The organism is Mycobacterium sp. 23 (assembly GCF_048287075.1).
Lineage (GTDB): Bacteria > Actinomycetota > Actinomycetes > Mycobacteriales > Mycobacteriaceae > Mycobacterium > Mycobacterium gordonae_B.
In genome coordinates this window covers 5,843,141-5,866,975 of record NZ_JBLVUX010000005.1, presented here as the reverse complement: position 1 = coordinate 5,866,975, position 23,835 = coordinate 5,843,141, and the positions used below count along the sequence as shown (strand labels likewise).

General features: G+C 63.4%; 29 protein-coding genes, 1 tRNA gene and 3 pseudogenes. 19 read left to right on the top strand and 14 right to left on the bottom strand.

The features are described 5' to 3' along the window. Window position 1: 1 nt before the first annotated feature. Window positions 2-1,333 (bottom strand): diaminopimelate decarboxylase, encoded by a 1,332-nt coding sequence (gene lysA / locus ACNQS7_RS28230; RefSeq protein ID WP_418016187.1) that lies wholly within the window; start codon window positions 1,331-1,333, stop codon window positions 2-4. 83 nt (window positions 1,334-1,416) lie between these two features. Beyond that, window positions 1,417-3,069, bottom strand: a complete 1,653-nt coding sequence (gene argS / locus ACNQS7_RS28225) for an arginine--tRNA ligase (RefSeq protein WP_418015139.1) — start codon at window positions 3,067-3,069, stop codon at window positions 1,417-1,419. 115 nt (window positions 3,070-3,184) lie between these two features. Here argS and ACNQS7_RS28220 point away from each other — a divergent pair. The 7 genes from ACNQS7_RS28220 to ACNQS7_RS28190 all read left to right on the top strand — a co-directional run bounded on the left by ACNQS7_RS28220 (window position 3,185) and on the right by ACNQS7_RS28190 (window position 6,462). After that, a tRNA-Arg gene (locus ACNQS7_RS28220) sits at window positions 3,185-3,257 on the top strand. A 149-nt stretch (window positions 3,258-3,406) separates the two neighbouring features. Next, window positions 3,407-3,700 carry a hypothetical protein gene (locus ACNQS7_RS28215; RefSeq protein ID WP_418015138.1) on the top strand — a complete coding sequence of 98 codons (294 nt, stop codon included), beginning with the start codon at window positions 3,407-3,409 and terminating at the stop codon, window positions 3,698-3,700. Next, window positions 3,603-3,968 (top strand): hypothetical protein, encoded by a 366-nt coding sequence (locus tag ACNQS7_RS28210; protein ID WP_418016186.1) that lies wholly within the window; start codon window positions 3,603-3,605, stop codon window positions 3,966-3,968. Before ACNQS7_RS28215 ends, ACNQS7_RS28210 begins: the two co-directional genes overlap by 98 nt. Window positions 3,969-4,045: 77 nt before the next feature. After that, a complete protein-coding gene (locus ACNQS7_RS28205; RefSeq protein WP_418015137.1) occupies window positions 4,046-4,303 on the top strand; it encodes a hypothetical protein in 258 nt (85 codons plus the stop codon). 13 nt (window positions 4,304-4,316) lie between these two features. Beyond that, on the top strand, window positions 4,317-4,490 hold the full coding sequence (locus ACNQS7_RS28200) for a hypothetical protein (protein ID WP_418015136.1): 174 nt from the start codon (window positions 4,317-4,319) through the stop codon (window positions 4,488-4,490). A 35-nt stretch (window positions 4,491-4,525) separates the two neighbouring features. Further along, on the top strand, window positions 4,526-5,914 hold the full coding sequence (locus ACNQS7_RS28195) for a HEPN domain-containing protein (protein WP_418016185.1): 1,389 nt from the start codon (window positions 4,526-4,528) through the stop codon (window positions 5,912-5,914). After that, a complete protein-coding gene (locus ACNQS7_RS28190) occupies window positions 5,911-6,462 on the top strand; it encodes a hypothetical protein (protein ID WP_418015135.1) in 552 nt (183 codons plus the stop codon). The genes ACNQS7_RS28195 and ACNQS7_RS28190 overlap by 4 nt, the downstream gene beginning before the upstream one ends. Window positions 6,463-6,491: 29 nt before the next feature. Here the strand turns inward: ACNQS7_RS28190 and ACNQS7_RS28185 are convergent, their stop codons facing one another. Continuing rightward, window positions 6,492-7,133 carry a hypothetical protein gene (locus ACNQS7_RS28185; RefSeq protein WP_418015134.1) on the bottom strand — a complete coding sequence of 214 codons (642 nt, stop codon included), beginning with the start codon at window positions 7,131-7,133 and terminating at the stop codon, window positions 6,492-6,494. Window positions 7,134-7,489: 356 nt separating this feature from the next. Here ACNQS7_RS28185 and ACNQS7_RS28180 point away from each other — a divergent pair. The 6 genes and pseudogenes from ACNQS7_RS28180 to ACNQS7_RS28155 form a co-directional block, all read left to right on the top strand. Next, window positions 7,490-8,542 (top strand): annotated as a pseudogene (locus ACNQS7_RS28180) (IS256 family transposase); the annotation flags it as partial. 82 nt (window positions 8,543-8,624) lie between these two features. Beyond that, a complete protein-coding gene (locus tag ACNQS7_RS28175; protein ID WP_418015133.1) occupies window positions 8,625-8,966 on the top strand; it encodes a site-specific integrase in 342 nt (113 codons plus the stop codon). Then, window positions 8,966-9,676, top strand: coding sequence for a tyrosine-type recombinase/integrase (locus ACNQS7_RS28170; RefSeq protein ID WP_418015132.1), 711 nt, complete (start codon window positions 8,966-8,968; stop codon window positions 9,674-9,676). The genes ACNQS7_RS28175 and ACNQS7_RS28170 overlap by 1 nt, the downstream gene beginning before the upstream one ends. Continuing rightward, window positions 9,673-10,461: a hypothetical protein gene (locus ACNQS7_RS28165; protein WP_418015131.1), complete on the top strand. Its 789-nt coding sequence runs from the start codon at window positions 9,673-9,675 to the stop codon at window positions 10,459-10,461. Before ACNQS7_RS28170 ends, ACNQS7_RS28165 begins: the two co-directional genes overlap by 4 nt. Window positions 10,462-10,578: 117 nt before the next feature. Continuing rightward, window positions 10,579-11,337: a tyrosine-type recombinase/integrase gene (locus ACNQS7_RS28160; protein ID WP_418015130.1), complete on the top strand. Its 759-nt coding sequence runs from the start codon at window positions 10,579-10,581 to the stop codon at window positions 11,335-11,337. Window positions 11,338-11,664: 327 nt separating this feature from the next. Beyond that, window positions 11,665-11,889, top strand: a pseudogene (locus tag ACNQS7_RS28155) (transposase); the annotation flags it as partial. Window positions 11,890-12,020: 131 nt separating this feature from the next. Here ACNQS7_RS28155 and ACNQS7_RS28150 read toward each other — a convergent pair. The 6 genes from ACNQS7_RS28150 to ACNQS7_RS28125 all read right to left on the bottom strand — a co-directional run bounded on the left by ACNQS7_RS28150 (window position 12,021) and on the right by ACNQS7_RS28125 (window position 15,575). Continuing rightward, window positions 12,021-12,548 carry a hypothetical protein gene (locus ACNQS7_RS28150; RefSeq protein ID WP_418015129.1) on the bottom strand — a complete coding sequence of 176 codons (528 nt, stop codon included), beginning with the start codon at window positions 12,546-12,548 and terminating at the stop codon, window positions 12,021-12,023. A 250-nt stretch (window positions 12,549-12,798) separates the two neighbouring features. Beyond that, complete coding sequence (locus ACNQS7_RS28145) at window positions 12,799-12,936, bottom strand: hypothetical protein (protein WP_418015128.1); 138 nt, start codon at window positions 12,934-12,936, stop codon at window positions 12,799-12,801. 487 nt (window positions 12,937-13,423) lie between these two features. Beyond that, window positions 13,424-13,603 (bottom strand): hypothetical protein, encoded by a 180-nt coding sequence (locus tag ACNQS7_RS28140; RefSeq protein ID WP_418015127.1) that lies wholly within the window; start codon window positions 13,601-13,603, stop codon window positions 13,424-13,426. Between the two features lie 289 nt (window positions 13,604-13,892). Next, window positions 13,893-14,063 (bottom strand): hypothetical protein, encoded by a 171-nt coding sequence (locus ACNQS7_RS28135; protein WP_418015126.1) that lies wholly within the window; start codon window positions 14,061-14,063, stop codon window positions 13,893-13,895. Window positions 14,064-14,080: 17 nt separating this feature from the next. After that, on the bottom strand, window positions 14,081-14,227 hold the full coding sequence (locus ACNQS7_RS28130) for a hypothetical protein (protein ID WP_418015125.1): 147 nt from the start codon (window positions 14,225-14,227) through the stop codon (window positions 14,081-14,083). 139 nt (window positions 14,228-14,366) lie between these two features. Beyond that, on the bottom strand, window positions 14,367-15,575 hold the full coding sequence (locus ACNQS7_RS28125) for a Fic family protein (protein ID WP_418015124.1): 1,209 nt from the start codon (window positions 15,573-15,575) through the stop codon (window positions 14,367-14,369). A 281-nt stretch (window positions 15,576-15,856) separates the two neighbouring features. Here ACNQS7_RS28125 and ACNQS7_RS28120 point away from each other — a divergent pair, with 281 nt between their 5' ends. Further along, a complete protein-coding gene (locus ACNQS7_RS28120) occupies window positions 15,857-16,993 on the top strand; it encodes a hypothetical protein (RefSeq protein ID WP_418015123.1) in 1,137 nt (378 codons plus the stop codon). Here the strand turns inward: ACNQS7_RS28120 and ACNQS7_RS28115 are convergent. The 4 genes from ACNQS7_RS28115 to ACNQS7_RS28100 form a co-directional block, all read right to left on the bottom strand. After that, window positions 16,973-17,587 (bottom strand): hypothetical protein, encoded by a 615-nt coding sequence (locus ACNQS7_RS28115; protein ID WP_418015122.1) that lies wholly within the window; start codon window positions 17,585-17,587, stop codon window positions 16,973-16,975. The two genes, ACNQS7_RS28120 and ACNQS7_RS28115, sit on opposite strands and share 21 nt — an antisense overlap. A 380-nt stretch (window positions 17,588-17,967) precedes the next feature. Then, window positions 17,968-18,375, bottom strand: a complete 408-nt coding sequence (locus ACNQS7_RS28110; RefSeq protein WP_418015121.1) for a hypothetical protein — start codon at window positions 18,373-18,375, stop codon at window positions 17,968-17,970. Window positions 18,376-18,519: 144 nt separating this feature from the next. After that, on the bottom strand, window positions 18,520-18,828 hold the full coding sequence (locus tag ACNQS7_RS28105; RefSeq protein ID WP_418015120.1) for a hypothetical protein: 309 nt from the start codon (window positions 18,826-18,828) through the stop codon (window positions 18,520-18,522). Between the two features lie 344 nt (window positions 18,829-19,172). Continuing rightward, window positions 19,173-19,799, bottom strand: a complete 627-nt coding sequence (locus tag ACNQS7_RS28100; RefSeq protein ID WP_418015119.1) for a TetR family transcriptional regulator — start codon at window positions 19,797-19,799, stop codon at window positions 19,173-19,175. Between the two features lie 140 nt (window positions 19,800-19,939). On the opposite strand from ACNQS7_RS28100, the pseudogene ACNQS7_RS28095 reads away from it, so the two are divergent. The 4 genes and pseudogenes from ACNQS7_RS28095 to ACNQS7_RS28080 all read left to right on the top strand — a co-directional run. Then, window positions 19,940-20,221, top strand: a pseudogene (locus tag ACNQS7_RS28095) (peptidase S15); the annotation flags it as partial. Window positions 20,222-20,411: 190 nt separating this feature from the next. Then, a complete protein-coding gene (locus ACNQS7_RS28090) occupies window positions 20,412-21,326 on the top strand; it encodes a haloalkane dehalogenase (RefSeq protein WP_418015118.1) in 915 nt (304 codons plus the stop codon). Window positions 21,327-21,359: 33 nt separating this feature from the next. Continuing rightward, on the top strand, window positions 21,360-21,719 hold the full coding sequence (locus ACNQS7_RS28085; RefSeq protein ID WP_418015117.1) for a YciI family protein: 360 nt from the start codon (window positions 21,360-21,362) through the stop codon (window positions 21,717-21,719). Window positions 21,720-21,849: 130 nt separating this feature from the next. Then, window positions 21,850-22,251 carry a PPOX class F420-dependent oxidoreductase gene (locus tag ACNQS7_RS28080; protein ID WP_418015116.1) on the top strand — a complete coding sequence of 134 codons (402 nt, stop codon included), beginning with the start codon at window positions 21,850-21,852 and terminating at the stop codon, window positions 22,249-22,251. Window positions 22,252-22,270: 19 nt separating this feature from the next. Here the strand turns inward: ACNQS7_RS28080 and ACNQS7_RS28075 are convergent, their stop codons facing one another. After that, the gene (locus tag ACNQS7_RS28075; protein ID WP_418015115.1) at window positions 22,271-23,545 is read right to left on the bottom strand and encodes a PucR family transcriptional regulator; all 1,275 of its coding nucleotides are present in this window, start codon (window positions 23,543-23,545) and stop codon (window positions 22,271-22,273) included. A 157-nt stretch (window positions 23,546-23,702) separates the two neighbouring features. Between ACNQS7_RS28075 and ACNQS7_RS28070 the strand changes: the two genes are divergently transcribed. Then, a complete protein-coding gene (locus tag ACNQS7_RS28070; protein WP_418015114.1) occupies window positions 23,703-23,831 on the top strand; it encodes a hypothetical protein in 129 nt (42 codons plus the stop codon). The last annotated feature ends 4 nt before the right edge of the window (window positions 23,832-23,835 follow it).

Here is a 23,835-nt window from a genome sequence, read left to right as displayed (position 1 = left end):
GTCACCTCACTTCCAAACTCAGCAGATCGTCGACCGTCTCGCGGCGCAGGATCAAGCGGGACTCCCCCGCTCGCACCGCGACCACCGCGGGACGGCAGATCATGTTGTAACGACTCGACAGGGAATAGCAGTAGGCGCCGGTCGCGGCGGTGGCGACCAGGTCACCGGGCCCCACGTCGTCGGGGACCCATGCGTCGCGCACCAGGATGTCGCCGGTTTCGCAATGCTTTCCGACCAGACGAGCCGCGGTGGCGGGCGCATCGCTGAGCCTCGACACCAACCGCACGTCGTACTGGGCGTCGTACAGAGCAGTACGGATGTTGTCGCTCATGCCGCCGTCGACGCTCACGTAACGCCGACTCGCGTTGGAGCTCACGTCGACGTCTTTGACGGTGCCGACCTCGTAAAGCGTGATGGTGCCCGGGCCGGCGATGGCACGCCCGGGTTCGACGACCAGCCTGGGCGTGGGGAGCCCGACGGCTGCCGACTCGTTGCTCACGATCGCGCTCAGCTTGTCCGCCAGCTCGGCGATCGGCGGTGGATCGTCCGGCGCCAGATACGAGATGCCCAGGCCGCCGCCCAGATCCACCGTCGACACCTGCGCGGTCTTGTCGACGCCGAATTCGGCGACGATGTCGCGCAACAACCCGATGACCCGGTGCGCGGCGATTTCGAAGCCGGCGACATCGAAGATCTGCGAACCGATGTGGCTGTGCAGTCCGACCAACCGCAGGTGGTCGGCGGCGAACACCTTGCGCACCGCCGCCATGGCCGCTCCGCTGGCCACCGACAGTCCGAACTTCTGGTCTTCGTGCGCGGTGGAGATGAACTCGTGGGTGTGCGCCTCCACGCCGACAGTGAGACGGACGAGCACATCCTGGACGATCCCGGCCTCACCGGCGATCGCATCGAGCCGTTCGATCTCGATCATCGAGTCCAGGACGACGTGGCCGACACCGGCTTTCACCGCCGCGGTCAGTTCGGCCACGGATTTGTTGTTGCCGTGCAACGTGATTCGTTGCGGTGGGAAGTCCGCGTTGAGCGCGACGGCCAGCTCACCACCCGAGCAGACGTCGAGCGAGAGGCCTTCCTGCTCGATCCACCGGGCGATTTCGGTGCACAGGAACGCTTTCGCGGCATAGTGCACATTGGCCCCACCGCCGAACGCCGCGGCCGTCTCGTGGCAGCGGGAGCGGAAATCGTCTTCGTCGATGACGAACAGCGGGGTGCCGTATTCGCCGGCGAGGTCGGTCAGTTTGACGCCGGCGATTTCGACGATCCCGTCGTCGTCACGAATGGTGTTGCGCGGCCACACGTTCGGCGCCAGCCGCAAAAGCTCCTCGGGTGACTGCGGACGTGGCGGGCTGCTGACGGGCCGGGTTTCCTCGGCGTGCCGGGGTCCGGCGGGGTGGACGTTCACATTCTCTCCGGGGCACTCACTCCGAGGATGGCCAATCCGTTGGCGACGACCTGGCGGGTGGCCTGGCACAGCGCCAGCCGCGCGGTGTTCAGGTCGGTGGGTTCTTCGTCGCCCTGCGGCAGGATCCGGCAGGCGTCGTAGAAGCGGTGATAGTCGCCCGCCAGGTCTTCCAGGTAGCGGCAGATGCGGTGCGGTTCCCGCAGGGCCGCTGCGGTCTTGAGCACCCGCGGGAACTCGCCGATGGTGCGCAGCAGCGTGCCCTCTTTATCGTGGCTGAGCAGCTCGAGATGTGCGGTGTCGGCGATGAGGCCGAGTTCGGCGGCGTTTCGGGCCAGAGCCGACAGCCGGGCGTGCGCGTATTGCACGTAGTAGACCGGGTTTTCGTTGGACGCCGAGGACCACAACGCCAGATCGATGTCGATCGGGGTGTCCACCGAGGACCGGATCAGGCTGTACCGCGCGGCATCGACGCCGATGGCCTCGACCAGGTCGTCGAGGGTGATGACGGTGCCGGCCCGCTTGCTCATCTTGACCGGCTGGCCGTCGCGCACCAGGTTGACCATCTGGCCTATCAGGACCTCGACGGTGGCCGGGTCCTCACCGAAGGCGGCCGCGGCGGCCTTGAGGCGGGCGATGTAACCGTGATGGTCGGCGCCGAGCATGTAGATGCACAGGTCGAATCCGCGTTGGCGCTTGTCCAGGTAGTAGGCCAGATCGCCGGCGATGTAGGCGGGGATGCCGTCGCTCTTGATCACTACCCGGTCTTTGTCGTCACCGAAAGCGCTGGTGCGCAACCAGGTTGCGCCGTCCTTCTCGTAGATGCTGCCGGTATCACGCAGTTTGCTGATGGCCTCGTCCACCCGGCCGCTGGTGTGCATCGAGTCTTCGTGGGTGTAGACGTCGAAGTCGGTGCCGAACTCGTGCAGCGACTCCTTGATGTGGGCGAACATCAGGTCGACGCCGATCTGGCGGAACGTCTCGTGCATCTCGGCGTCGGGAAGGCTCAAGGCTTCTGGCGCCTTCTGCAGGACCTGCGCGGCGATGTCGTTGATGTATGCGCCCGCGTAGCCGTCCTCTGGGGCCGGTTCGTTTTTGGCCGCGGCGACCAGGGAGTTGGCGAACCGGTCGATCTGCGCGCCGTGGTCGTTGAAGTAGTACTCACGGACCACCTCGGCACCCTGGGTGGTGAGCAGCCGGCCCAGCGCATCACCGACGGCGGCCCAGCGGGTGCCGCCGATGTGGATCGGCCCGGTGGGGTTGGCCGAGACGAACTCCAGGTTGACCTTCTGGGCTTTCAGCGTCTCGGAGTGGCCGAAGCTCTGGCCGGCGTCGATGACTTCCGTCACGATCTTGGCCTGCGCCGAGGCCTCCAGGCGCAGGTTGATGAAGCCGGGACCGGCCACCTCGGCAGAGGCGACGCCGTCGGCCTTCGTCAGCGCCTCGGCCAGCCATCCGGCCAGCTCACGGGGGTTGGCGCCGACCTTCTTGGCCAGCTGCAGGGCCAGGTTGGAGGCGTAATCTCCGTGTTCGGGGTTGCGCGGACGCTCCACGGTGACCGTCTCGGGCAGCGCGGACACGTCGAGGTCGTGCTCGGCAAGCACCGCGGTGGCGGTGGTTTTGAGCAGCTCAGCGAGGTCGGCGGGGGTCACGAGCGTCCATCCTATTGGCTGGGGTGCCCGCGCCCCGAATCCATTACCGGTGCCCGGTCGGTCACCGGGATGCGCTACTCTGGCGGAGCCCAATGGCGCAGCGTTCCGCTAGTGCGCCCCCGTAGCTCAGGGGATAGAGCGTCTGCCTCCGGAGCAGAAGGCCGCAGGTTCGAATCCTGCCGGGGGCACGGCTTTGACGCAGCATTTCCGTCACCGAACCCAACGCGCCGCAGGTGACGATCCAGGGTGCCGGCGATGGGATCACCACCGCCCAGGCCCGCGAGCTGGCGGCGGCGATCGTGGCCGCCGCAGACCTGATCGACGGGTGGGTGGCCCGATGACCGCGACCAGACCCCTTCCGGAGTATTACCCGGGCGGGGATTCGCGGCTGGCGTCGTTTCTGGCGCCGCGGCCGCGGTGGAACCCGTGGCAGCAACTCGCCGACGAGCACCCCGAGTACACGGTCTCCGACGTGCATCAGCTGTTCACCGAAGAGGCGAATCCTGGGGCTTTGCTTCAACGGGGCGAAACGAATCGCGCTGTGCAGATCGCTGACCCCGCACGAGCGGCGGTGCACGCTGGCGCACGAGCTGGTGCACATCGAGCGCGGACCAGTTCCCTCGAACCCTGAGATGGCGCAGATCGAGGAGGACATCGTCGACGAGATCGCCAGCCGGCGCCTGGTCGGATTCGAGGACCTGGTGGCCACGATTCGGGAATGCCCGAACGGTGCGATGTCGGCGTGGGCGTACCGGCTGTGGGTGGATCAACCGATGCTCGAGGTTCGGCTGCGCAACGTGCGCCAGCAGGAACTCGATGCTGTCGACGCGATCAGGATCGAAGCGAAACACCTCACCGGATCAGTCGCTCTGATCCACGAGATACGAGCAACCCAGTGAGAGAATGTCTCTGACCGGGCTCGTGGGGAGGCCTTCGACGTGAAGGTCTCCCCACGGGGTAGCGGGAAGGGGAATTGATGACGATACATCTCACGTTGCCACCCGATGCGGGACCAAGAGTGACAGAGTTGGCCGATCGCATTCAAAGAATGGCGATGGATCCTGAGAAGAGTTACAGCGACCAGGACGGACGCGATACCGCGATCGCCGGTCTGACTTTGATTGTCGCCGAGCTTGAGCGCGACGTCGCCAAACTGAAGGCCGATGCAGAGGCAGCCAGCTCGAAGGCATCATTCGACGAGCTTCAGCGGCGTAGTTACGACACGGGTCGCTGACTGGACGCGTCCCATGAGTTCAACGAGCTACAACGAATACACAGGCAAGGACTGCGAATTCGGCCACCCGGAGTACTACCAGGTTGTCGAGTTCGGTACCTGGGGTGGCCAGAGCCATGAGAAACGGCGCGGCCCGTCGTGCTGGCATGCGGACTGCGAGGCCCACAAGCGCTGGCAATCGCAGTAGCAACCAAACCCAAAGGTAGCAAGGCAAACGTGGCGATGGCTGAAGCGCTGAGCGGGGCCGGCGAGTTCTGGAAGGCCGACGATCCTGACCATCGGGTTCCTGGGAGTTTCGTGGCCGAGCTCGGGGAAAAGCCGGAGGCAGAACTTGGCGCCAATCTGGTTGACGATCCTCGCGTTTCGGTCTCCCGCGATATGTCGAGTAATGTGACGGTGATCTCCTACTCGGCCGAGGCCAAACGCTCTGTTGCGTCGTTCCTGGCGATCACGGTGCATGGCCAGCTAGATGCCGGCGTGCCGATAACCTTGCTCAACGCCCAGAACCATGGCGCCGCAGGCGCCAAGCCGCATTATTACGGCACGTCCGCGGTCGTCGGTGCCAATGTGTTCAAGGATCGGCTCTACAGCTCGGTGCGATTCCGGATGGATCGCCCACACTGGCTGGCGCACCTGGCCGACGGCGACTCCGGCACCGTAGAAGACGACGGATCCACATTGAGTGTCGAGGCATCCGAAGACGGAAACTGGCTGTTGTATGAATCTTCGAAGCCGGCGACCTTGCGACAACTCGAGATACGAGTGGTTTCGGGCTGTTTGGCGCTACTGCACCTGGCTGTCTACCCGGATCCCGATGAGGGTCGAGTCACGCGTGACACACAGGTGCGCATCGACCCCGATAGTCCGTGGTTGGACGTGTACGGTCCAGCGTTCTGCGCGGAACCGGCAGGGCCAGTGCATGATCCGCTGCTGCCTCGCGAGGAGCTCAGTATCGAGCGGTTCAGCAGGTGGATCGCTTTACACAGCAGTCTCGACGGTCTTTCCTGGGTAGTCGCACGGCCCTCTACTGGCGCAGTGCAAACGCGAGTTCTCCTGCTAGCCCCCCTGGTTGAAGGATTCCATCGCCGGCTGCCCGACTACGAGCAAGCGAAGTTTCCCGGCGTCGCGAAGAGCGTCCTGAACCGCATATCAAAGGCCGTTGGTGGCGCGGCTGTGGCGCAAGCCGCGTCAGAAGGACTCGACCAGAAGCGAATCAGGCAGGCGACGGCGTTCTTCCGGGAGGTCAGTTTCCAGGAGCGCGCCGACGCGATCGTCGCTGAGGTGGTCGGCGTGATACCCGAGGTAGCCGAGTCGGTATCGGAGCTTCCTCGGAGAATCAAAAAGGCGCGCAACGATCTCGCTCACCATCTGACGAAGGACTCCGACAAGCCGATCGAGACTAGGGCTCTGGAGTGGCTGGTCATCGCTAATACTGCAGCATGGGTGCTCCGCATCCTCTTGTTGCTGCGTGTGGGTATCGAACCGGAGGTACTCCGCAAGCATGTCCTGCGCTTTAGCCGCTTTGACTTCTTTCGCGCCAACACCGAACAGCATGTTCGTGAACTGGGCTGGGAGCCGCCCTCGTCCAGCCCAGCAGACGGGCAGTCATGACCAACGACCGAAATCCCGAACCAGAATTCGAGGGGCTCAATCTTGACGACCCTGTGCGCCGCGCACAGTTCACCGGCCATCTGGAGCTGATGAACGCTGCGTGGGCATTCCTGCACAGTGCGGTGCGCGATGGTGACCTCCGCAGCGTGTGGGGCCTGGTCCACGAGTCGCTTCGGGCACAGTTGGCGCAGCAGTGGGTGATCGACAACCGAGCAAGCATCAGCGCCGGCGGATTCGATGAGTCGGAGGTGGCGGCTGGGCTGGCCGCTGATCCCCCATCTCATCCGTTGTGGGTTCACTTCGAGCGTGTGCATGTTCGTGGCCTGCGCCGAGTCCTGCCCGACAGCAGCTGCTGGGGAATCGGCGCAGAAACCAGGATGGTCGGGCCTGACCTGGAAGCCCTGTACGTCCACGACATGCGGCACTTGCCAGCTGACGGCTTGTGGCAGCCCGGAGCAGCCAGTTTGGTGTATCCGCTGGTCTTTCAGCGGACCGGCGACCAGTGGCAGCTGGCGGTAATTGGGCCCAGCGAATTGACCGACGAATAGCCCGCTACCGGGATGCGGCTGGACGCATTTCAGCCGGCTAATTCGTGGCCATCGATCGCGTTTGTCACCTCAGTTGCTGTCTCTTTGACGGTGCGAGGTCGTCGAAATGCTTTGTTGCGTAATAATCTTGCTATGGCGTCGACGAATCTCTTTGAGCGAGAATCGTCATGCTGGGAAGTAGGATATGTCGCTAATGCGACGGCTAATTCACGGAAATATCCAAAGGCATTTCCTGCGCGATAACGCTCTTCGTCGGACTTCTCAACGTCCTGGAGGTACTGGGTGACGTTGTCGTCTGCATGTATTTGAACGGCAGCATACCCCAAGGTTGTGGGGGCAATATCCCCTAGACTAATCACGCCCTCTCGCCAGTTGTGTCCCAGGATGTTCAGGAAGTCGAGTACTCGGACGAGGTTCAACTCATCATCCGTGCCCATTTGATCCGAAGTGAACGAGAAACTCTTGGAATCCACAGCCATGAACAGGGCGGTAATACGTTTATCGTCGTAGAAGTCATTCGTGTAATTGCGTAGCAGGTCGGCTTTCTTGATCTTTTTATCGCGCCTAATGTTTAAGACGAAAAGAGATAGAGTGACTGCGATGGCAAAGATTCCTACTATGGCCTGCGGATTCATCCGCGCGCCCCCTTCTATCCGCTTGACGTCGGACACCCGAGAGGTCTTCAGGAGCAGCGAGCACATCACCTTTAGGTGCGCAAGATCACACCACCACGCCGAAGCTAGACCAGTCAACCGCGGATGGGCTTGGAACCCAACCTTCGACCAGCGAGACGAGTTTGCCTGATGATGGCGGTTTGACGGCGAACCATCAGCGGCCGCTTCTACGGTAGGTGGCCAGCTGCGCCTGGTGTTCCGGGTAAGTCCCCTGGCGTGGTGGAGTTTCGGGACCCGGGGTGGACGGGCCCGGACATATTGCTGGGTGTGTCGCTGAGGGTGTCGGGGCGGGCCATCGCGTAGTGGTCGGTGAGTTACCTACCAAAGTGACTCACAGAAAGACACACGACGCGATGACCCAAGACCATTCTGCCTTGCTTGCCCAACTCGATGCGCTGAAGTCCGCCGATGTGGGGGCGGTGTTCGCCGAGCTGATCCGGGCCGGGCTGCAGCAGCTCATCGAGGCTGAGGCCAGCGCCACCATCGGTGCCGGCCGCTACGAGCGCACTGGCGGGCGTACGGTGCATCGCAATGGACACCGCCCCAAGACGGTGTCGACGACTTCCGGCGATGTCGAGGTGCAGACCCCGAAGTTGCGGGCCGGGTCGTTCTTCCCGTCGCTGTTGGAGCGTCGCCGGCGCATCGATAAGGCGCTGCATGCGGTGATCATGGAGGCCTACGTGCACGGGGTGTCGACCCGCAGCGTCGATGACCTGGTGGCCGCCATGGGTGTGGAGACCGGGGTGTCCAAATCAGAGGTGTCGCGCATTTGTGCGGGCCTGGACAAAGAGATCGAGGCTTTCCGAGCCCGCAGCCTGTCCCACACCGAGTTTCCGTATATGTTCTGCGACGCGACGTTCTGCAAGGTGCGGGTCGGAGCGCACGTGGTCTCTCAGGCGCTGGTGGTGCCCACCGGTGTATCCATCGAGGGCACCCGCGAAGTGCTGGGCACCGCGGTGGGTGACAGCGAGTCCTATGAGTTCTGGCGGGAGTTTTTGGCGTCGCTGAAAGCGCGCGGACTCTCCGGGGTGCATCTGGTCATCTCCGATGCCCACGCTGGTTTGAAAGCTGCGGTGGCACAACAGTTCACGAACTCTTCGTGGCAGCGGTGCCGGGTGCATTTCATGCGCAATCTACACACCGCCGTGTCGGCCAAGCACGCCCCTGCGGTGACTGCGGCGGTCAAGACCATCTTCGCCCACACCGACCCGGCCGAGGTCGCCGACCAGTGGGACCGGGTCGCTGACACACTGGCAGCCAGCTTCCCGAAGGTGGCGGCGATGATGGGCGACGCCAAGACCGACGTGTTGGCGTTCACCGCGTTCCCGCGGGCTCATTGGCAAAAAATTTGGTCGAACAATCCCATATCCGTTAACCGGCTCTCAGCGGACACGAGCCGGGTAGCGGCGTGAGATCCGGACCGATTCCTCGGAGCGGGTGGATGCTGCTCAGAACAGGGCCCCTGACTGGGAAGGGCGGGAGACGGCGATGGCGGTGCGGGTCAGCGAGGGCGATGGCGGGTATCGGATCGATGGTGACTGGGACGGGGTTGATCCTGCGAATGCGTTCCTGGCTCGCCTGAGCGGGCGGGGCTTCAGCCCGGCCACGGTGCGTGCCTATGCATTCGATGTGGTGAACCTGGCGCGGTTTCTTGCCGAGCGCGATGTGACACTGGCGGCTGTTGAATCGCCGCTGGTGTTTGACTGGATCGATTGGCAGGGCGTGCGCCGCATAGGCGGTCGCGGGAGCGCGGACCGGACGCGTTCGGCGGCGGCGTCGACGGTGAACCGTCGGGTATCGGCGGTTCGGGCGTTGTTGAGTACCTGGTGATGACAGGGCGGCGTGGTGACAACCCGGTGCCCTCGCCGCGGCGCGGTGCGGGGCTGCGTCGCGCGCAACGCGGGCTGCTGGGTCATCTGGGTCCCGGGCGGGCCCGTGCTGGCGGCCGGTTGGTGCGACAGCCATTGCTGCTACCAGAATCGTTGCCAGCCAACGATATCGACTCATTCATCGCCTCGTTGGGTACTCATCGGGATCGAGCGATGGTGTTGGCGATGCTGCTGGGCGGACTGCGGTCGGCGGAGGTGCGCGGGCTGCTGTTGGCCGATGTGGACATGGGTCGGCGACGGCTGCGGGTGGTCGGTAAAGGCGGCAAGGAACGCCACGTTCCGGTGGATGCGGCTTTTTTCACCGAGGTTGCCGCCTATCTGCGGTTGGAGCGCCCGCCCAGGCTGGCGACGCCGCAGTGCTTCGTGGTGTTGCGCGGCCCGACGACTGGGGCGCCGGTCAGCGAGGCTGGGCTGCGCAGCCTGTTTCGCCGCCACCGTGAGCTTTCCGGTTCGATCCGGGTGCGCCCGCATCGGCTGCGTCATACCTATGGCACTGAATTAGCCTCCGCGGGAATGGATCTGCTTGCATTGCGGGCGTTGATGGGACACGCCTCACCGGAGACCACGGCCCGTTACGTTCACCTGTCATTGGAGCAGCTCGCCGCCGAATACGGTGCCGCCCGCGCCACGTTGGCCGGGGCAGCGCGATGACCGCCGTTACGGTCCAGGACTCCGTTGGCGTCGGCACCGTGGTGAGTGACTACCTCGACTACGTCGCTGGCTTGGGCCTGAGCGGTCGGGCGGTCCGGGACCGGATCCGCATCGCACGGCAATTTCAGGCTCGTCACCCGGATCTGGCGGCGTGGATGGCGCTGCCCGCTGTTGAGCGGGCCGGTGAGCTTCGCTCGAGCCGGGCGTGGCCGCTGCTGTGCTATGCGATTGGTGTTGGCCGGTTGCGGCTGGATGTTGAGCTGGCCGCCATTAAGCAGCTGACCGGGCTTGGTGTCGCCGTGGAGGCCCGTGATCCGGCCGGATTTTCCGCGATACGTGAAGCGGGAAATCGGTTGGGCTGGAAAAGTTCTTGGATCGAAACTGTGCTCGGCGAGTGCTTGGCGGTGCTGCTGGCCTGCCATGGTGGGCTTGTCGCCGACCTCACCGAGCAGGCGATCGATGAATTCGACAGTGAGTTGTCGGCGAGTTCCATCCCGCGGTCCTCGCGGCGCGCCTACCGGGCGCGGTTGGCCAGCTTGCGCCAGCTGCTCTACGAGGTCGGGGTCCTCGACGCCGCTCCGCGACGACGACCGTGGGCACGCAGCCTCGAACAACGATTCACCGACGTGGCGATGGCTGCCCCGATCCGCGACACCCTGCTGCGCTATATCCGGGTCCGAACCGCGGTGTTGCGGCCCAAATCGGTGGAATCGCTGATCAATGACCTACTGCCGTTTGTCGAATACCTCAGCGCCCACCAGCCGCAGCTGACCAGCCTGCGCTAACTCGACCGCGCCTGCATCGAGGGCTACCTGGCCTGGAATCGCACCCGCGGCTGGCGTGGACAACGCGCGGCCGCCGGCGCCGGGCGCACCGTCTCGGCTGCGGTCGCCCAGTCGGCGGTGCTTAGCCTGCGCAACCTGCTCGATGACATCACCGCCTGGGACTGGGAACAAGCGCCGCCACGAAGGCTGGTCTTCGCCGCCGACGTCCCCAAGCTTGACCAGCCGCTGCCGCGGGCGCTGGCCCCCGACATCGATACGGCAGTGATGAATGCTGTTGGGTGTCTGAAAGATTCGTTCGCCCGCATCGGGTTGACCGTGCTGCGCGGCGCGGGACTGCGGGTGGGTGAGCTGCTCGACCTGGAATTGAGCAGCATCATCGACTACGGGGCGGCTGGCACCTGGCTAAAGGTACCGCTAGGCAAGCTGGCCACCGAACGCATGGTGCCGCTATCGGCGGCCACTACCGCTGCGCTCGACGAGTGGGTCACACACCGTGGCGTGCACCGGCCACTGACCCATCCCCGCACCGGCGTGCTCACCGACTTCCTGTTCACCCACCATGGCCGCCGCCTGGGCTACGCACGGCTGCGCAACGGGCTGCAAGCCGCAACCCAATCCGCTGGGCTGCGCGGACCCGACGGCGGCATCCTCGTCGTCAGGCCTCATCAGCTGCGTCATACCCTGGGCCACCGAACTCGCCAACGCGGGGATGAGTATGCAGGCTTTGATGGCGCTGCTCGGACATGTCACACCGCAGATGACGATCCGCTACGCCACCCTTGCCTCGCCAACCCTGCGCGCCGCCTACGACGATGCCATGGGCAAGATGCGTCGCCAGTTCACTCTCACCCCGGTCGGTCGACCTATCCTGCCTGACAAGGTCAGCTGGCTACACAGTGAGATGCTCAAAACCCGCGTCGGGCATGGCTACTGCGCCCGCCACCCTGCCGCCGGCGCCTGCCCATATGCCAACATCTGCGAAACCTGCGACAACTACATCACCGCACCTGAATTCCGCGGTGCCCTCACCAACCAACTCGCCGACGTCCAAGCACTCAAAGTCGACGCAGAGAACCGCGGCTGGGCCGACGAAGCAGCCCGTCATGACCGCCGTCACCCATGCGCTCACCGACCATCTCCACCGCCTCGACCGCTCGACCCACCCCAGAGCCACGAAGTTGACGTAACCGCGAGGGCCGGTTAATAGAGCGTCTAAATAAAGAGATCAAGCGTCGAGCCGATGTCGTCGAGATTTTCCCCAACCCGGCTGCGCTTCTGCGGCTGGCCACGGCGGTAGTGATCGAGTCCCACGATGAGTGGCAAGTCACCCGCCGCTACCTCTCCGATGTCTCCATGGACGAACTACGGGCCGTCATCGCGAAGAAACACGCTGCGGCAGCGCTTGCCAAACAACACCAAATCACCTAGCGTTCAACACGACTCGTTGATCACAACGCGTGAACCACGCCCGATCCGAAGTCCACCACACCCTGGGACGCTATCCGGCCCGGGTACGAGGCCGCTCATCCTCATGGCTGCGTGGCTCCGTGGGCTCGGGTCTAACCTGGAAGCCCTTTGACGTTGGCGTGATAGTCGCACAAGGTACGGAGCCCTTTGCCCTCTACGTTGTTCCAGTCGATCTCTGATGCCGCGTCACGGTCGCACGACAGCGTGAACAAGAGGTCAGTCTTGGACTTGCCGCCGAGAGTAGTCGCCGGGCCACTTACTTCAATGGTGCCGCTTTGAAACTGAGCGTCCGTGAACATTGCCTTCCACATCTGCCTTGTCGGCAAGATCAACTGCCTATCCGCGGTGTCTTCGCTGCTTCCCCACAGCGTCCCGGCGGATTCCTTCAGCGTGTACTTGATGCTGCAGCTCGTCTCCCCAGTGCAGTCGACAACCGGCGAGCCGTCCATCGGCGTCGCGCCGGAATAGTTTGCGATTGCATCGCGGACGACCTGCGCGACGGCGTCATTGCTCACCGTGAACGGCGCCGCCACGGAATACGGTTTCGGGGATGGCCGAGGGGCGTCGAATGCCCCGCAGCTGGCGAGCACGGCGTAGCTGATGATTGCGCCGATCGCCAAGACCATTAAGCCTTTGGGGATTGAAGCACTTTGATTCTGTTCCATCGGTCCCGTGCATCCGCGGCTTCGTATGGGGCGGTCTTGAGTCAATTCAACCGCACTCGGCTTAGCCTGGATGATGAAACTTTCCTGCGAGTCTCCTGTGCGCTTAGATTGGCCGCTTGGCCCAGCCGATGTGAAGTCGTCGTCATCGACTTCACCAGTTCCAGGTTCCCGTGCCGACGCCGCGACGACCCCTTGGCCAGGGTGTTCAAAATCGCCACCAACTGACGTGCGGCCCCGGCTGAGCCGCCACATGCTTGGGCTCGTCGAGGATGGCCACCAGCGCCACGGCCACCGCGGCCAGGCCGGGCCGCTCCACCGTGACCCCCGCATTGTCGAGCTCCACGCGCATCGCCGTGGCCACCGGGCCGTCTCCAGCCGAATCAGCGCCCGCACCAACCACCACAGTCTGCGCCGGGTACGGCGGGTCTGCCGCGTCCTCAACCGGGAGACCGTGCTGGCGCCTGCATCGGGCGCGCTGATAGTCGCGTTCAGCGGCTTTGCACACGCCGCAGCGACAACCGCGCGTATACCGTGTGCGTCCGTGCTCGAGTGTCATTCGTTTGCTCCCGAAATCCATTGTGCGGAAACGGCGGAAAGGTGTTCAAGCGCGTGAAATCCACTATTCGCTTCACATGTGAGAGCCGAATTTCCACGCGCGATAAATCGCCAAGGCCACAGGCTCGTCCGCGAGCGGGTTTGCTGGCATTTACATACCCCTATTCAGATCGTATTTATCCTCGTCAGGATATTTGCTGCAAGCAATCCGGAATGCCGACGGTCGGCAATCCACAAGACTCCGAATGCGGTTGTGTTACCATATCGTTCGATTTTCAATCGTGTTGATGGACAAGGGCTTTCTTTGTTTGCTCGGGGTGGATCGGCGCGCTCGGCGCTGGTCGTGGCTCTGGCTCTTTGGAAACCGTCATGGCCACGCCATCGCTGCCACGCTCCCGGCCGAAAGGCACAAAGGCCGGATGGCAGCGTTTGCCGCCGAGCGCGCCGAGGCTCACGGACTGCTCACCCGGGAAACAGCGTCGCGACGTTGGCAGTGCTCGAAGCGACAATGCCGTACAGGGCTTCTGACACTGCGCCGGTTGTTGGCACGGTGACAGTGGCGCCGGCGGCTACCTGTAGACCACCAGTCGCCGCGGTGCCGGCGGTGAACCGTGGGTCCGCCGAGATACGGCGTCCCTGAGCCAAGGTTCTGGACCAAGATGCCGCCGTTACCGGGCACGGAGCTGGGTGTGGCGATCAGTGTGGCGGTGGTGCCGACACTGACGACACCGTGTGTGTAAGCCATCAGTTCTTCTCCTTACTACTGGCGGTGACCCGCTCGACCCGTCCCGGCCGCTCCCACTGCACAGCCACAGACTCCGGCACGGTGACTTCGGCGCCGTCGCTATAGGCCTCGCCTTCGTGGACGACTCGAAACGGTTTTCTGACTTTGACTTTGACGGTTTTCTCGGTCATGTTCTGTCCTTCGAGGATCATGTGGCGGGCAGGTTGGTGACCAAGCAGATCGCCGACTGCCTCGGGACCGACAGGCTGATGCGTTCCTCCGCGCGCCAGCTGTACTGGTTGGTGCGCCACAGGTCAGTGCCCGCCTCGGTTGTCCCGCCGTACGGGTTGTACATCAGCTCCAGGCCCGTCCGAATCCAGCCGACGGCTGCACCGCCCTACAAAATGAGACCACACGAACATCCGAAAATCCCTGGCCGCCAGCTCATAACCCAGAGTTCGCAAGTTCGGATCAGTCGGCTGTGCGGGGGCCTATTAGGCGGTTGGTCCGCGCCGCCCGGCGCGCACAGCAAATGCGTCGAGCGCGCTCAGAACCTCGGGCGCTCGCCAGGCTCGATTGCGGGCGCGGTCGGTGAACTCGACGATGATCCCAGCCTCGGCGAGGGGATCCACGTACCTGCGTGCATTCCCGGTCGAGATGCCGAGTTCACGCAGGAGTACTTGCGCGTTGAACACCGGCTGTCTGATCAATAAGTCCGCAACCCGGTGAACTGCCGAGTCGCGGCGCGCAGTGATCTTTGAGTTCCAGCTTTTGCGTATTGACCGCAGATCGCCGACTAATTGTCGACCGTTCGCAACCGCCAATACCGAAGCGGCGCAGAGCCTTTCGACTATCGGCGCCGGGCCGCCCGCCCGGTAGGACCCAAGTGCACCAAAATATGCGCCGGTGTTGGTCAGTAGTCCTGCCGAAACAGGGACGGTGATTTGACGGGTTAGCCGCTTGTTGCGGAGCATCGCCTGAATCAGCGCCCGTCCGGTACGCCCGTTCCCATCCGGAAAGGGGTGAATGGTCTCGAACTGCGCGTGCGCGATCGCGATCTGCGGCAGTGTCGGTACGTCGTTTCGCCGAGCGAATGTCAGCAGGTCTTGGATCGCGTCCGGGATCCGCTCGTGATGAGGAGCCACAAAGTCGGCCCCGCGGGGGCCGAAGGTGCCACCGCCTATCCACACCTGCTCGGTGCGCCACTTTCCGACCGTGTCTGGATGGCTGGCGCGCATCAGCGCGTCGTGCATGGCGAGAATCGCCTTTTCGTTGATGTGATCCACCAATGCGATCGCGGCTTTCATCGCTTCGGTATTGCTGACGATCAGTGTTGCGTTGCGGCGACTGGTGTCGCCCAGCGCCTCGGCTTCGGCAATGGCTCGCGCTGAGGCGGTGAGGTTTTCGATGTTGGAGCTCGCAGCCGACTCCGTTCTGAGCAGTATCGAGGCGAAGGGTGCGACCTCGTCGCCGAGTTCGGCGTCGAACCGGGCAATCTCTTGGCTGGCTTCGTCCGCGTCGGCGAGCACGCTGGCCGGCAGCGCGACTTCCAAATCGGCGATCTTGGCGGGTACGGCGGCTTGGTATTTGCCGGCCTGCCGCTGCGCCGCCCGCAGCTCGGCCAGTTGGTAACTTGCCTCGGCTGGCGTCGCCCAAGTGAGAGTCTCGTATTGGACAGCAGTGCCGCCACCAAGTGATGCCACGTCGTCACGATAGCATCACTTAAACATGTAAGTGATGCTATCGGTGTATCTCGGCATCACGCGCGGTTTTTCGGAACGCGTCCATTCCATTTGTTAGGAGCTAGGCCGCCCTCAAATTCAAATCCTGCCGGGGGCTCAGACCAAATACCTGTTCAAAGCATGTTTTGAATTTTCATCAGCGATCCGTGCGATCTGTCACCGATCTCTTGCCAGCATTCACCAGCCCTCGCCGGCACAAAATCAGCTCGGATCCAGCAGCCGAAATAGATACGCTGGCACCCGTGGCGACGCGCGAGGCAGTCCAGCGATGGAAAAGCGTGCTGTTGGACATGGAGAGTGTCGTCGGGCTGCCGAGCGGCCAACATGTGCGCGCGCAGCTGAGCACACCCCAAGCCAGGGCCAATTTTCACATGGTCAACGACACGCCAATCTACGGCATGGTCACGGGCATGCTCACCACCCTTTTTAACGATCTTTGGTCTGTGGATCCGCCTAGAGACCCTGGCCTGGCGGCGGTGTTGGAGCCGGTCCGCAAGGCGGCGCTCGCCTTCACGCCATGGAAGGAGTTGCTGCCGCAGTGGGACACGTTTGTAACGACTGCGCACGCGGCGCGTCAGGCGCTTGATGTGACTCCAATGGGCGAAGCAAGCGCCGACGAAATAATCGCCGAAATGTTGCTGTCGCTCAAGACGACACTCCTGATTGCGGGCTTGGGCCGACTCGGCTCAATGACGGTGTTAGCCCAGGAATTGGCAAGGCGCTATGCGAGTTTCGCCACGCTAATCACGGTACCGCTCAGATATTATGACTTGTCCACCAACGCGATGGTTGACCATCCATCCAGAACAACACTCAGCCTGGCAGCGATCAAGGCCATCATGGCCCCTGAGCCTGACGTAGGTAGCGGCGATACGCCGGGGGCGACCAACCCGCCCGCCGTGATGAAACAGTTTGCAGCACAAGCGATTGTGGATTTTTACACTGACTGGGAAGAGTATTTTCGGCCTCTGTTCGCTCAAGTCCATCAATGCAGCAAGTACGACTTCCGGATTGACTACTTCGGTGATCTCGGAAAGATGCGACACGATTACGTGCATAATCGCGGCGTTTGCAGCAACTCCGCGCACTGCGAAAGGCTGCAGTGGTTCGCGAAGGGAGACTTGATGGTTCCTTCGTCAGAGAATTACCTTCAACTCTTGATGGACTTCCCCGACGACGCCCTAGGGAGCCCGCCACAACCGGTTCAGACCGGCCGCGACCAGGTAAGGGGATCGGCCGATATCCCGATATTGCGCGAGTTCGACAGGCTTGCCCGCGCCCGGGACGGGAACCTTGGCCCAGCGTTGGACGAGGCGCTGTCGGCGTGGATAGCCTGCAACGGGCACATAAATGACGCGTCAGACGTCGGCGGCGAGTAGGTCGAGAACGAATTGAAACAACGGTGCCTGGCGCTCGTTTAACTCCTGTTTGGTTGGCCGCCCCTTCTCGGGGGTGCGGCCATGGACGATGGCGTTGCGTTGGTCGTAGACCGCCCGGGAGAAAACCGCTGGCGTTTCCCCGCCGTAATGGTTGGAAAGCAGATCCGATGCAACACGCGAACCCGACTCGTTGATTCCCTCGCTTTTTGCACCACCCAGCGCCCTGAGCAGCAGATCGCGGTTCGGATCGGCAGCCGAGAACCGTTGTTTTACAACAGCTTTGAATTCATCCAAGATCTGTTGAACTGGTTCGCCTCGTGACTGACGTTTGCCAGTAATGATTGCTTCTAGCGCCGTTACGAGGAGCACATGCACAGTTTCTGAATTCGATTCGAAATGTGCCGCATGGATGAGTGCGTACGCCAGTTCATGCGAATCACTCTGCGGGATATACGCCTTCGCCATCTCGGCACCCAGTACCGCTAAGAAGTTGTCCATATTCTTCACGACAAGACCGCTGCAATTTGCGTACGCAAACTCTGCGTTAGAGTCAAATTCGAGAACTTGAAGACCCGGCCTATCTTCGTAAAACATCTGACCTATCAGACCGTGTCCTCGCCTGGGTTCAACGTCGTCAGCGGGCCCGAATTCGGCGCCGATCCCAGAGCGGGCCATCGCGACTATCAAGTGCTGTCGCCACTTTCGTCCCGCTTCCTCAGCCTCGGCAAAGGTTCTGTACCCCCCGCCGCTCAGAACGAGTACGGTCGCATCCTCAATCTTCTGCTCTTGGTTTGGAGTGTGCAGTATGACGTTCTCATTGGCCCCCGAACCCGAGAGCTTCACTGTCGGCGCACCACAGGAAAACCTCGTCCCCTGAGTGAGAGTAAACCGATTGCGAAATGAGTACGGCACAAACGGGCATGGTGCCACAGGCACAGATTGCGAAAAGCCCTGGGGAACCGTAGCGCCGAAAATCACCTGTCCTGGCCGAGAGGGGCTCGGGGGCGGGCGGGGCCTTCCCCCGGGGCCCGGGAGCCGAGCACGCCGGACAGCTCGTCAATGCACGCGTGGGCCTCGCTATCGCCCGCGAATCCGCCCGGCTTCACGTCCAGATCGGCCCACACCGATGTAAGGCGCGTGACCTGCGCCGCCGCGCCGCGTACCGTGGAGCCCACCGGCAGCCGAGTCGGGTTGACCCCGAACCACACATCGCCGCGAACCGCATGGTAGGCAACCTCGGTGGCGGCGTCGGCTAACCACGCGAGCACCGAACAACTGGCCGACGTGCTGGTGGCAGGTCGCGATGCGATCGGCGTCGGTGAAACCGAGCGCGTCGTGCAGGTCAGCGAACGTTGCCACCGTGGAATCAGCGCTAATGCCATCGTCAGGCGATGTTGTGGGGAAATCCCGGCTCGCCCCGGGCTTTTCTGTTGTCATGCCAGTGATCCGTGCCGCTGCTCCCCGATCGCTCGTCACTGGCCAGCGTCCGCGTCGGCGCCGGGCGGCGCTGACGCTCCTGGGTAGAACTATTCGTTCAAGTAGGCGCAGTCCGACGAATTGAGTCCTCTGCTCCACAACTCTTCGCACGCTGCTCGCAGTTCGCTGTAGTACCCCTCGTTGTCGCGATCGCCGATTCCGCAGCGGTTGTTCAGCAGGCATGGCGGCGGTATCGGCATCGCGGTCATCGACGTTGCATCCGCACCGCTGAGCCCCTGCGCCGCGCCGAAGCCAAGAACGGTTGCCGTCATCGCAAATCCCAGCAAGGAGCGCATCAACCGAGTGGGACGCGCCTGGCCTTGCTGTGCATTTGCCGACTTGGACATCTGCTCGAACATCTGGTCACTCCTCATATCGCCAGCGTCATCTGGCCATCTGTCGGTCCTCTTCCGTCCGCGGCGGCCGCTGGCCACAGGCCGTTCACGCGTTGAATGCCGCCACATGAGTGGCATAGCCCCAAATCAATGCCGATAACCTCTGTTGAGCCGTTCGATCGCTGCCGTAGACGGCCTGTTCGATCAGGGTCCGCATCAGAGTGGCGGCGCCGGGCTCCAGCATCCACGAACCAGGACGGACCATGCAGGCCGACCGACCAGTCGCCGGCCCATCGACGACCTCCTGCCGGCGGGGGCCGGGCCGCCGGGCCGCGCGTCGCGGGGCCGCCAGGAAGGCTGCTTCGGTTTCAGACGGCCGAAGCGGCCCTATCGTGCGGATGCAGGTCGCCGTCGATATAACGCTGCAAGTTCGGCGTTACGGCCGCGACGACGTCGGCGTCGCTCATGGAGGCAATCGGCTCGATCTGCCAGATGTATCGGGTGAGAGCGAGGCCGATCAACTGGCTGGCGATCAGCCCGCTTCGGGTGAGGCGGTCGGCTTCGTCGGTATCGAGCTGAGACACACCGATCAACGAGTGCTCGACAATGCCGCGCAACTTCAGACGGGTGGCCTCTTCATGCGCAGCAGTCAGCAGGATGGCCCGGAGCGATGGGCCGATCTCGTCGTCCGCCCAACTGTCCAGGAGCGCTTGCACGAGCCGGCGACCCAGGTCGGCCTGCGGGGTTTTCCAGGTCTCGGCGACCACGGCGAGCCACCGTTGCGGCGGATTGGTCGCGGCGTCCAGTAGTCCTTCCTTCGAGCCGAAGTAATGGTAGATCAGTGCAGGATCGACTTCGGCGGATCGCGCAATCGAGCGGAGAGTTGTTCCGGCGGAGCCATTTTCGGCGAAGGACGTGCGGGCCGCGGCCAGTATTCGGTCGGCGAGCACGCCCTTCTCGTCGCGCGGGCCCGGTTTCACCGTGCGCTTGGCCATCGTGGTCTGCCCCCTGTCACGGCACGCAACGGCCGCCCGATGACGATCAAAGTTACCACTTGCGTTGAAACTTCTGCGGCAGTACGGTCGAAGAAGTTTCAACGTGTGTGGAAATTAAAGGTCGCGACTCGGGAGCCACCATGGCCGTTCACGGCAGTGACCATCGGCCGGAAAAAGTATCCGGCCCCGGTGCCGGCCAACGGCAACTCAACGGACCACAGACAACCGGTCGCGAATACACCAACCTCAGTGAGCCGCAATACAACACGATGCGTGACAGCAACGTTGCGGTCACGGTTCGAGACGGCACCGTGTTGCTGGCCGACGTGCACCGGCCCAACGCCCCGGGCCGGTTCCCCGCGTTGATCGCGGCCTCGCCCTACCCCCGACAGATCCAAGATCTCGCCGCACCTATGGGGTACCCAACGCCCGACGGTTCAAAGCTGGGCATTGCATTCAGCTGACCCTCACCAGCGACGACCAGGATCCGGCAACGCCCGCCATAATGAGTTTCCGGCACGCGAGCGTTGGCACCAGCAGCCTCAACACCATTTACTCCTCGTCGAGGCTGCACCTACCGCTACTCGCCGCACAGTCGCAGGAATTGGCGTCGTGAGCGCCGCAGCGATTACCGGCCCGATGAAACGGGTTGCCGTGCTCGACAGCGCGATGAGCTACGTGGACGTCGGGGAGGGGGATCCCATCGTCTTCCTGCACGGCAACCCGACCTCGTCCTACCTGTGGCGCAACGTGATTCCGCACCTCGTCGACGCGGGTCGGTGCCTGGCCCCGGACCTGATCGGCATGGGAGCCTCCGGCACCTCGCCGACCTTCTCCTACCGATTCGCCGACCACGTCCGCTACCTCGACACATGGTTCGAGACCGTGGGTATCGCCAAGGATGTGGTCTTGGTGGTTCACGATTGGGGCTCGGCGCTCGGGTTCTATCGCGCGCTGCGCTGGCCCGAGCAGATCGCCGGCATCGCCTACATGGATGCGCTGGTGCAGCCCAGGGCCTGGGCGGGCTTTACCGACTACGAGCCGCTGATGCGTGCGCTGCGCACTGACCGGGGTGAGCAGATGGCCTTGGAGGACAACATCTTTGTGGAGAAGGTCGTACCCGGAGGTGTGCAACGCCGGCTCACCGAGGAGGAGATGGCCGCGTATCGCAAGCCATACCCCACCCCGCAGAGCCGCATCCCCACGCTGTTGTGGGCGCGCGAGATCCCGGTCGAGGGTGAGCCGGCAGACGTCCAGGCGATGGTTCAGGAGTACGCAGACTTTCTGTCTCACAGCGATATCCCGAAACTGCTGATCGTCGCGGATCCCGGCGCAATCCTGCACGAAGGGGGCACCGATCTGGAATTCGCGCGCTCGTGGCCCAATCAGCGAGAAGTAAAGGTCGCCGGACGTCACTTTCTGCAGGAGGACTCACCAGACGCCATCGGCGCCGCAGTGCGCGCCTTCGTCCTCGACGTGCGCGCACGCCGATCGGGTCAGGACCCAGATCATTTCGCTACGAAATGACAATCAGCCAAAAGCCGCCGAGAGGGGGCTATGGTGCCCAACCGGATCGAAGCGCGCGAAGTCATCGAGAAGTTCGGCGACCCAGTCGGATTGACGCTCTACGTCGTCATGTCTGTGGCACAGGGATTGGACGATGTCCAAGCACATATCGAGGATCACCTCGGCTACCTGCGCGAGTTGGAAGATCGAGGCGTCCTCGTTGCCGCCGGCCCGGTATGGACCGATGACGGCGATTTCTTCGAAGGTGACGGCATGCTGATCTATCGCACCGGCTCAGTACTCGAGGCCCGGGCGATCGCGGACGCCGATCCCATGCACGCCAGCGGCGCCAGGACCTATCGGATCACGCCGTGGTTCGTCCATGACGGCACCATCGGGAAGCGGGTTTCCTAGTGCTGCGACGACATTTGAGCCATTCGGCCCCAGCGACCCGCCCGCTCCTGCCCTCGCCGCGCAAGTGGTCCGATATCGGCGCTGAGGGCGCACAGCACAGTGATTCAGCACTAGCCAGAGAGGCAATTCCATGAGCTTCAGTGATGACGAGATCGCATTCATGAAGAGCCAGCCGCTGGCGAGGATCGCGACCGTCGGCGATGATGGTCAACCCGACGTGGTCCCAGTCGGGTTCGAGTTCGACGGAACGTATATCAACGTCGGCGGTTATCAACCCTCGAAGACCCGGCGGCACCAGAATGTGTTGGCCGGCCACGACAAGATCGCATTGGTCATTGATGATTTGGCGTCCACGGACCCGTGGAGTCCTCGATTTCTCCGTGTGTACGGCACCGCTGAAGTGGTAACTGGCGGCCAAACATATTTGCGGGTGACTCCGAAGATCTCGTGGAGCTTGAACCTCAGCGGCGAACCGGTGAAAAGTGACAAATCGCTACTGCCGCCCAAGCGCACCGTGCATCAGCAACGCTGACAATTCTGCGTGCCTCGTTTCAGCTTCGGTACCCAAGGACGGCGCTGCCGTACCAGTGACACAGCACTAGCGCTACCTCCACGTCGAGGCGGCCGTCGCCGATCGGACGCCCCCGGCGCTCGATAGCCCGGTGCACCCGATATTTCACCCCGTTGGAATGCAGATGCAGCTCCTCGGCGGACGCTTTGAAGCTCGAGCCGGTCTGCAGAAACACCCGCAGCGTTTCGCGCAGTCGCTCGTCACTTTCCGTGTCGCAGGCAAGCGGCCCGAGCACGTCGGCCACCCACACCCGCGCCGAGTCCAGGTTGCCGCCGAGCAGCGCCGCCGTCGACATCCCCGGATCGCCGGACGCGGCGACCCGGCACGCGCACGAACCCGACGCGACCACCACCGCGTGCACGTCCTGCGCCTGCTGATGCGACCGCCGGAAACCGTCGATGCCCGGCAGCGGGTCACCGACAGCGACCGCCGGGGCGTCCTTGCGCCCGTCGACGAACGCCCGCACGCGCTCCACCGCGCTAGACGCGATGTCGGCCGGCACGGCGAACCACGCCCATCCAGTCACGCGGTCCACCGAGATAAACAACCAGCAATCTCCCGCACCCACTGCCTCGGCGAGTTGGCTGACGAAGCGCTCAACGGATGCAGGGTCGCCGTCGTCCTCATGGCGCCACGCCACGATGGCGAGATGGGTTCGCCGAAGCGGGTAGCGGATCGCGGTGGTCACGTCGTCGATGTCGACATCGGCACCGTCCAGCAGCTCCCGAACCTGTAACGCGCGCAGGCTGTTTCGGTTCTCCATCCAGCGGTCGCGCTCGCTCTGATAGGTGTTGATCACCTGCTGGGTGATCCAGTCGATGTAACCGAACGTGATGTCGGCAATCCGGCCGAACACCGCAAGACCTAGTGACGGATCGAGGTCCGACGCCGCTATCTCGTCTCGCACCGCATCGAGCAGCGCCTTATGCCCCAGGCGGTACGCGCGCACCAAGACGTTAACCGTGACTCCGCGCTGGGCCAGGCGCCGCGCGTGCTCGAGCGCCGCAGTCGGCAGCTCAACCTTCTCGATCGGGATCTGGTGGCGAATCGCGGAGAACACCGTCGCCACGTTTCCGTCGACGCTGTCGCGCAGCAGTTGCAGCAGTGCGGTGTCATCGCGCATCTCGGCAATCTCCACCGTCACTAGCTGGTAGAGCGCGCCGATCAGCTCCGGCATCCGCCGACTGACCCGATCCACGACCGCCGTCGCTGATCGTCCAACGACCGTCGCCTCGTCACGGCCGGCTTGCGCCATGAACCCAGACGATAGTCCGCAACTGTCTCCGGAAGACAGTTACTCGCCGGTTTTCGGTCGCTCAGCGACGTCGCAGGCAACGAGCCTGCTCGGCGATTCTTATTTCGACCGCACCGCGAGTCACCGCCCCTCCACCCCCAACCGAAAGCGAGCACCCATGTCCGCCTACCTGATCATTGTCACCTCCGTCGTCGCGATGTTCTTCCCGCTGTGGATCCCGATCGCCATCACGATCGCCCCGTTCGTCTCCGACAAACTGCGCCGCTTCCGCCGGGCGACCGCCTGACCGA

Bases quoted from the DNA above. Each gene is read 5' to 3' on its own strand.
- ACNQS7_RS28200 (WP_418015136.1), top strand. From the start codon at position 4,317: ATGAGTTCAACGAGCTACAACGAATACACAGGCAAGGACTGCGAATTC.
- ACNQS7_RS28100 (WP_418015119.1), bottom strand. From the start codon at position 19,799: ATGGCCAAGCGCACGGTGAAACCGGGCCCGCGCGACGAGAAGGGCGTG.
- ACNQS7_RS28175 (WP_418015133.1), top strand. From the start codon at position 8,625: ATGGCGGTGCGGGTCAGCGAGGGCGATGGCGGGTATCGGATCGATGGT.
- ACNQS7_RS28105 (WP_418015120.1), bottom strand. From the start codon at position 18,828: ATGTTCGAGCAGATGTCCAAGTCGGCAAATGCACAGCAAGGCCAGGCG.
- ACNQS7_RS28190 (WP_418015135.1), top strand. From the start codon at position 5,911: ATGACCAACGACCGAAATCCCGAACCAGAATTCGAGGGGCTCAATCTT.
- ACNQS7_RS28215 (WP_418015138.1), top strand. From the start codon at position 3,407: ATGACCGCGACCAGACCCCTTCCGGAGTATTACCCGGGCGGGGATTCG.
- ACNQS7_RS28195 (WP_418016185.1), top strand. From the start codon at position 4,526: ATGGCTGAAGCGCTGAGCGGGGCCGGCGAGTTCTGGAAGGCCGACGAT.
- ACNQS7_RS28165 (WP_418015131.1), top strand. From the start codon at position 9,673: ATGACCGCCGTTACGGTCCAGGACTCCGTTGGCGTCGGCACCGTGGTG.
- ACNQS7_RS28080 (WP_418015116.1), top strand. From the start codon at position 21,850: ATGAGCTTCAGTGATGACGAGATCGCATTCATGAAGAGCCAGCCGCTG.
- ACNQS7_RS28170 (WP_418015132.1), top strand. From the start codon at position 8,966: ATGACAGGGCGGCGTGGTGACAACCCGGTGCCCTCGCCGCGGCGCGGT.
- ACNQS7_RS28070 (WP_418015114.1), top strand. From the start codon at position 23,703: ATGTCCGCCTACCTGATCATTGTCACCTCCGTCGTCGCGATGTTCTTC.
- ACNQS7_RS28130 (WP_418015125.1), bottom strand. From the start codon at position 14,227: ATGTACAACCCGTACGGCGGGACAACCGAGGCGGGCACTGACCTGTGG.
- ACNQS7_RS28075 (WP_418015115.1), bottom strand. From the start codon at position 23,545: ATGGCGCAAGCCGGCCGTGACGAGGCGACGGTCGTTGGACGATCAGCG.
- ACNQS7_RS28115 (WP_418015122.1), bottom strand. From the start codon at position 17,587: ATGTTTTACGAAGATAGGCCGGGTCTTCAAGTTCTCGAATTTGACTCT.
- ACNQS7_RS28205 (WP_418015137.1), top strand. From the start codon at position 4,046: ATGACGATACATCTCACGTTGCCACCCGATGCGGGACCAAGAGTGACA.
- ACNQS7_RS28135 (WP_418015126.1), bottom strand. From the start codon at position 14,063: ATGACCGAGAAAACCGTCAAAGTCAAAGTCAGAAAACCGTTTCGAGTC.
- ACNQS7_RS28110 (WP_418015121.1), bottom strand. From the start codon at position 18,375: ATGGCATTAGCGCTGATTCCACGGTGGCAACGTTCGCTGACCTGCACG.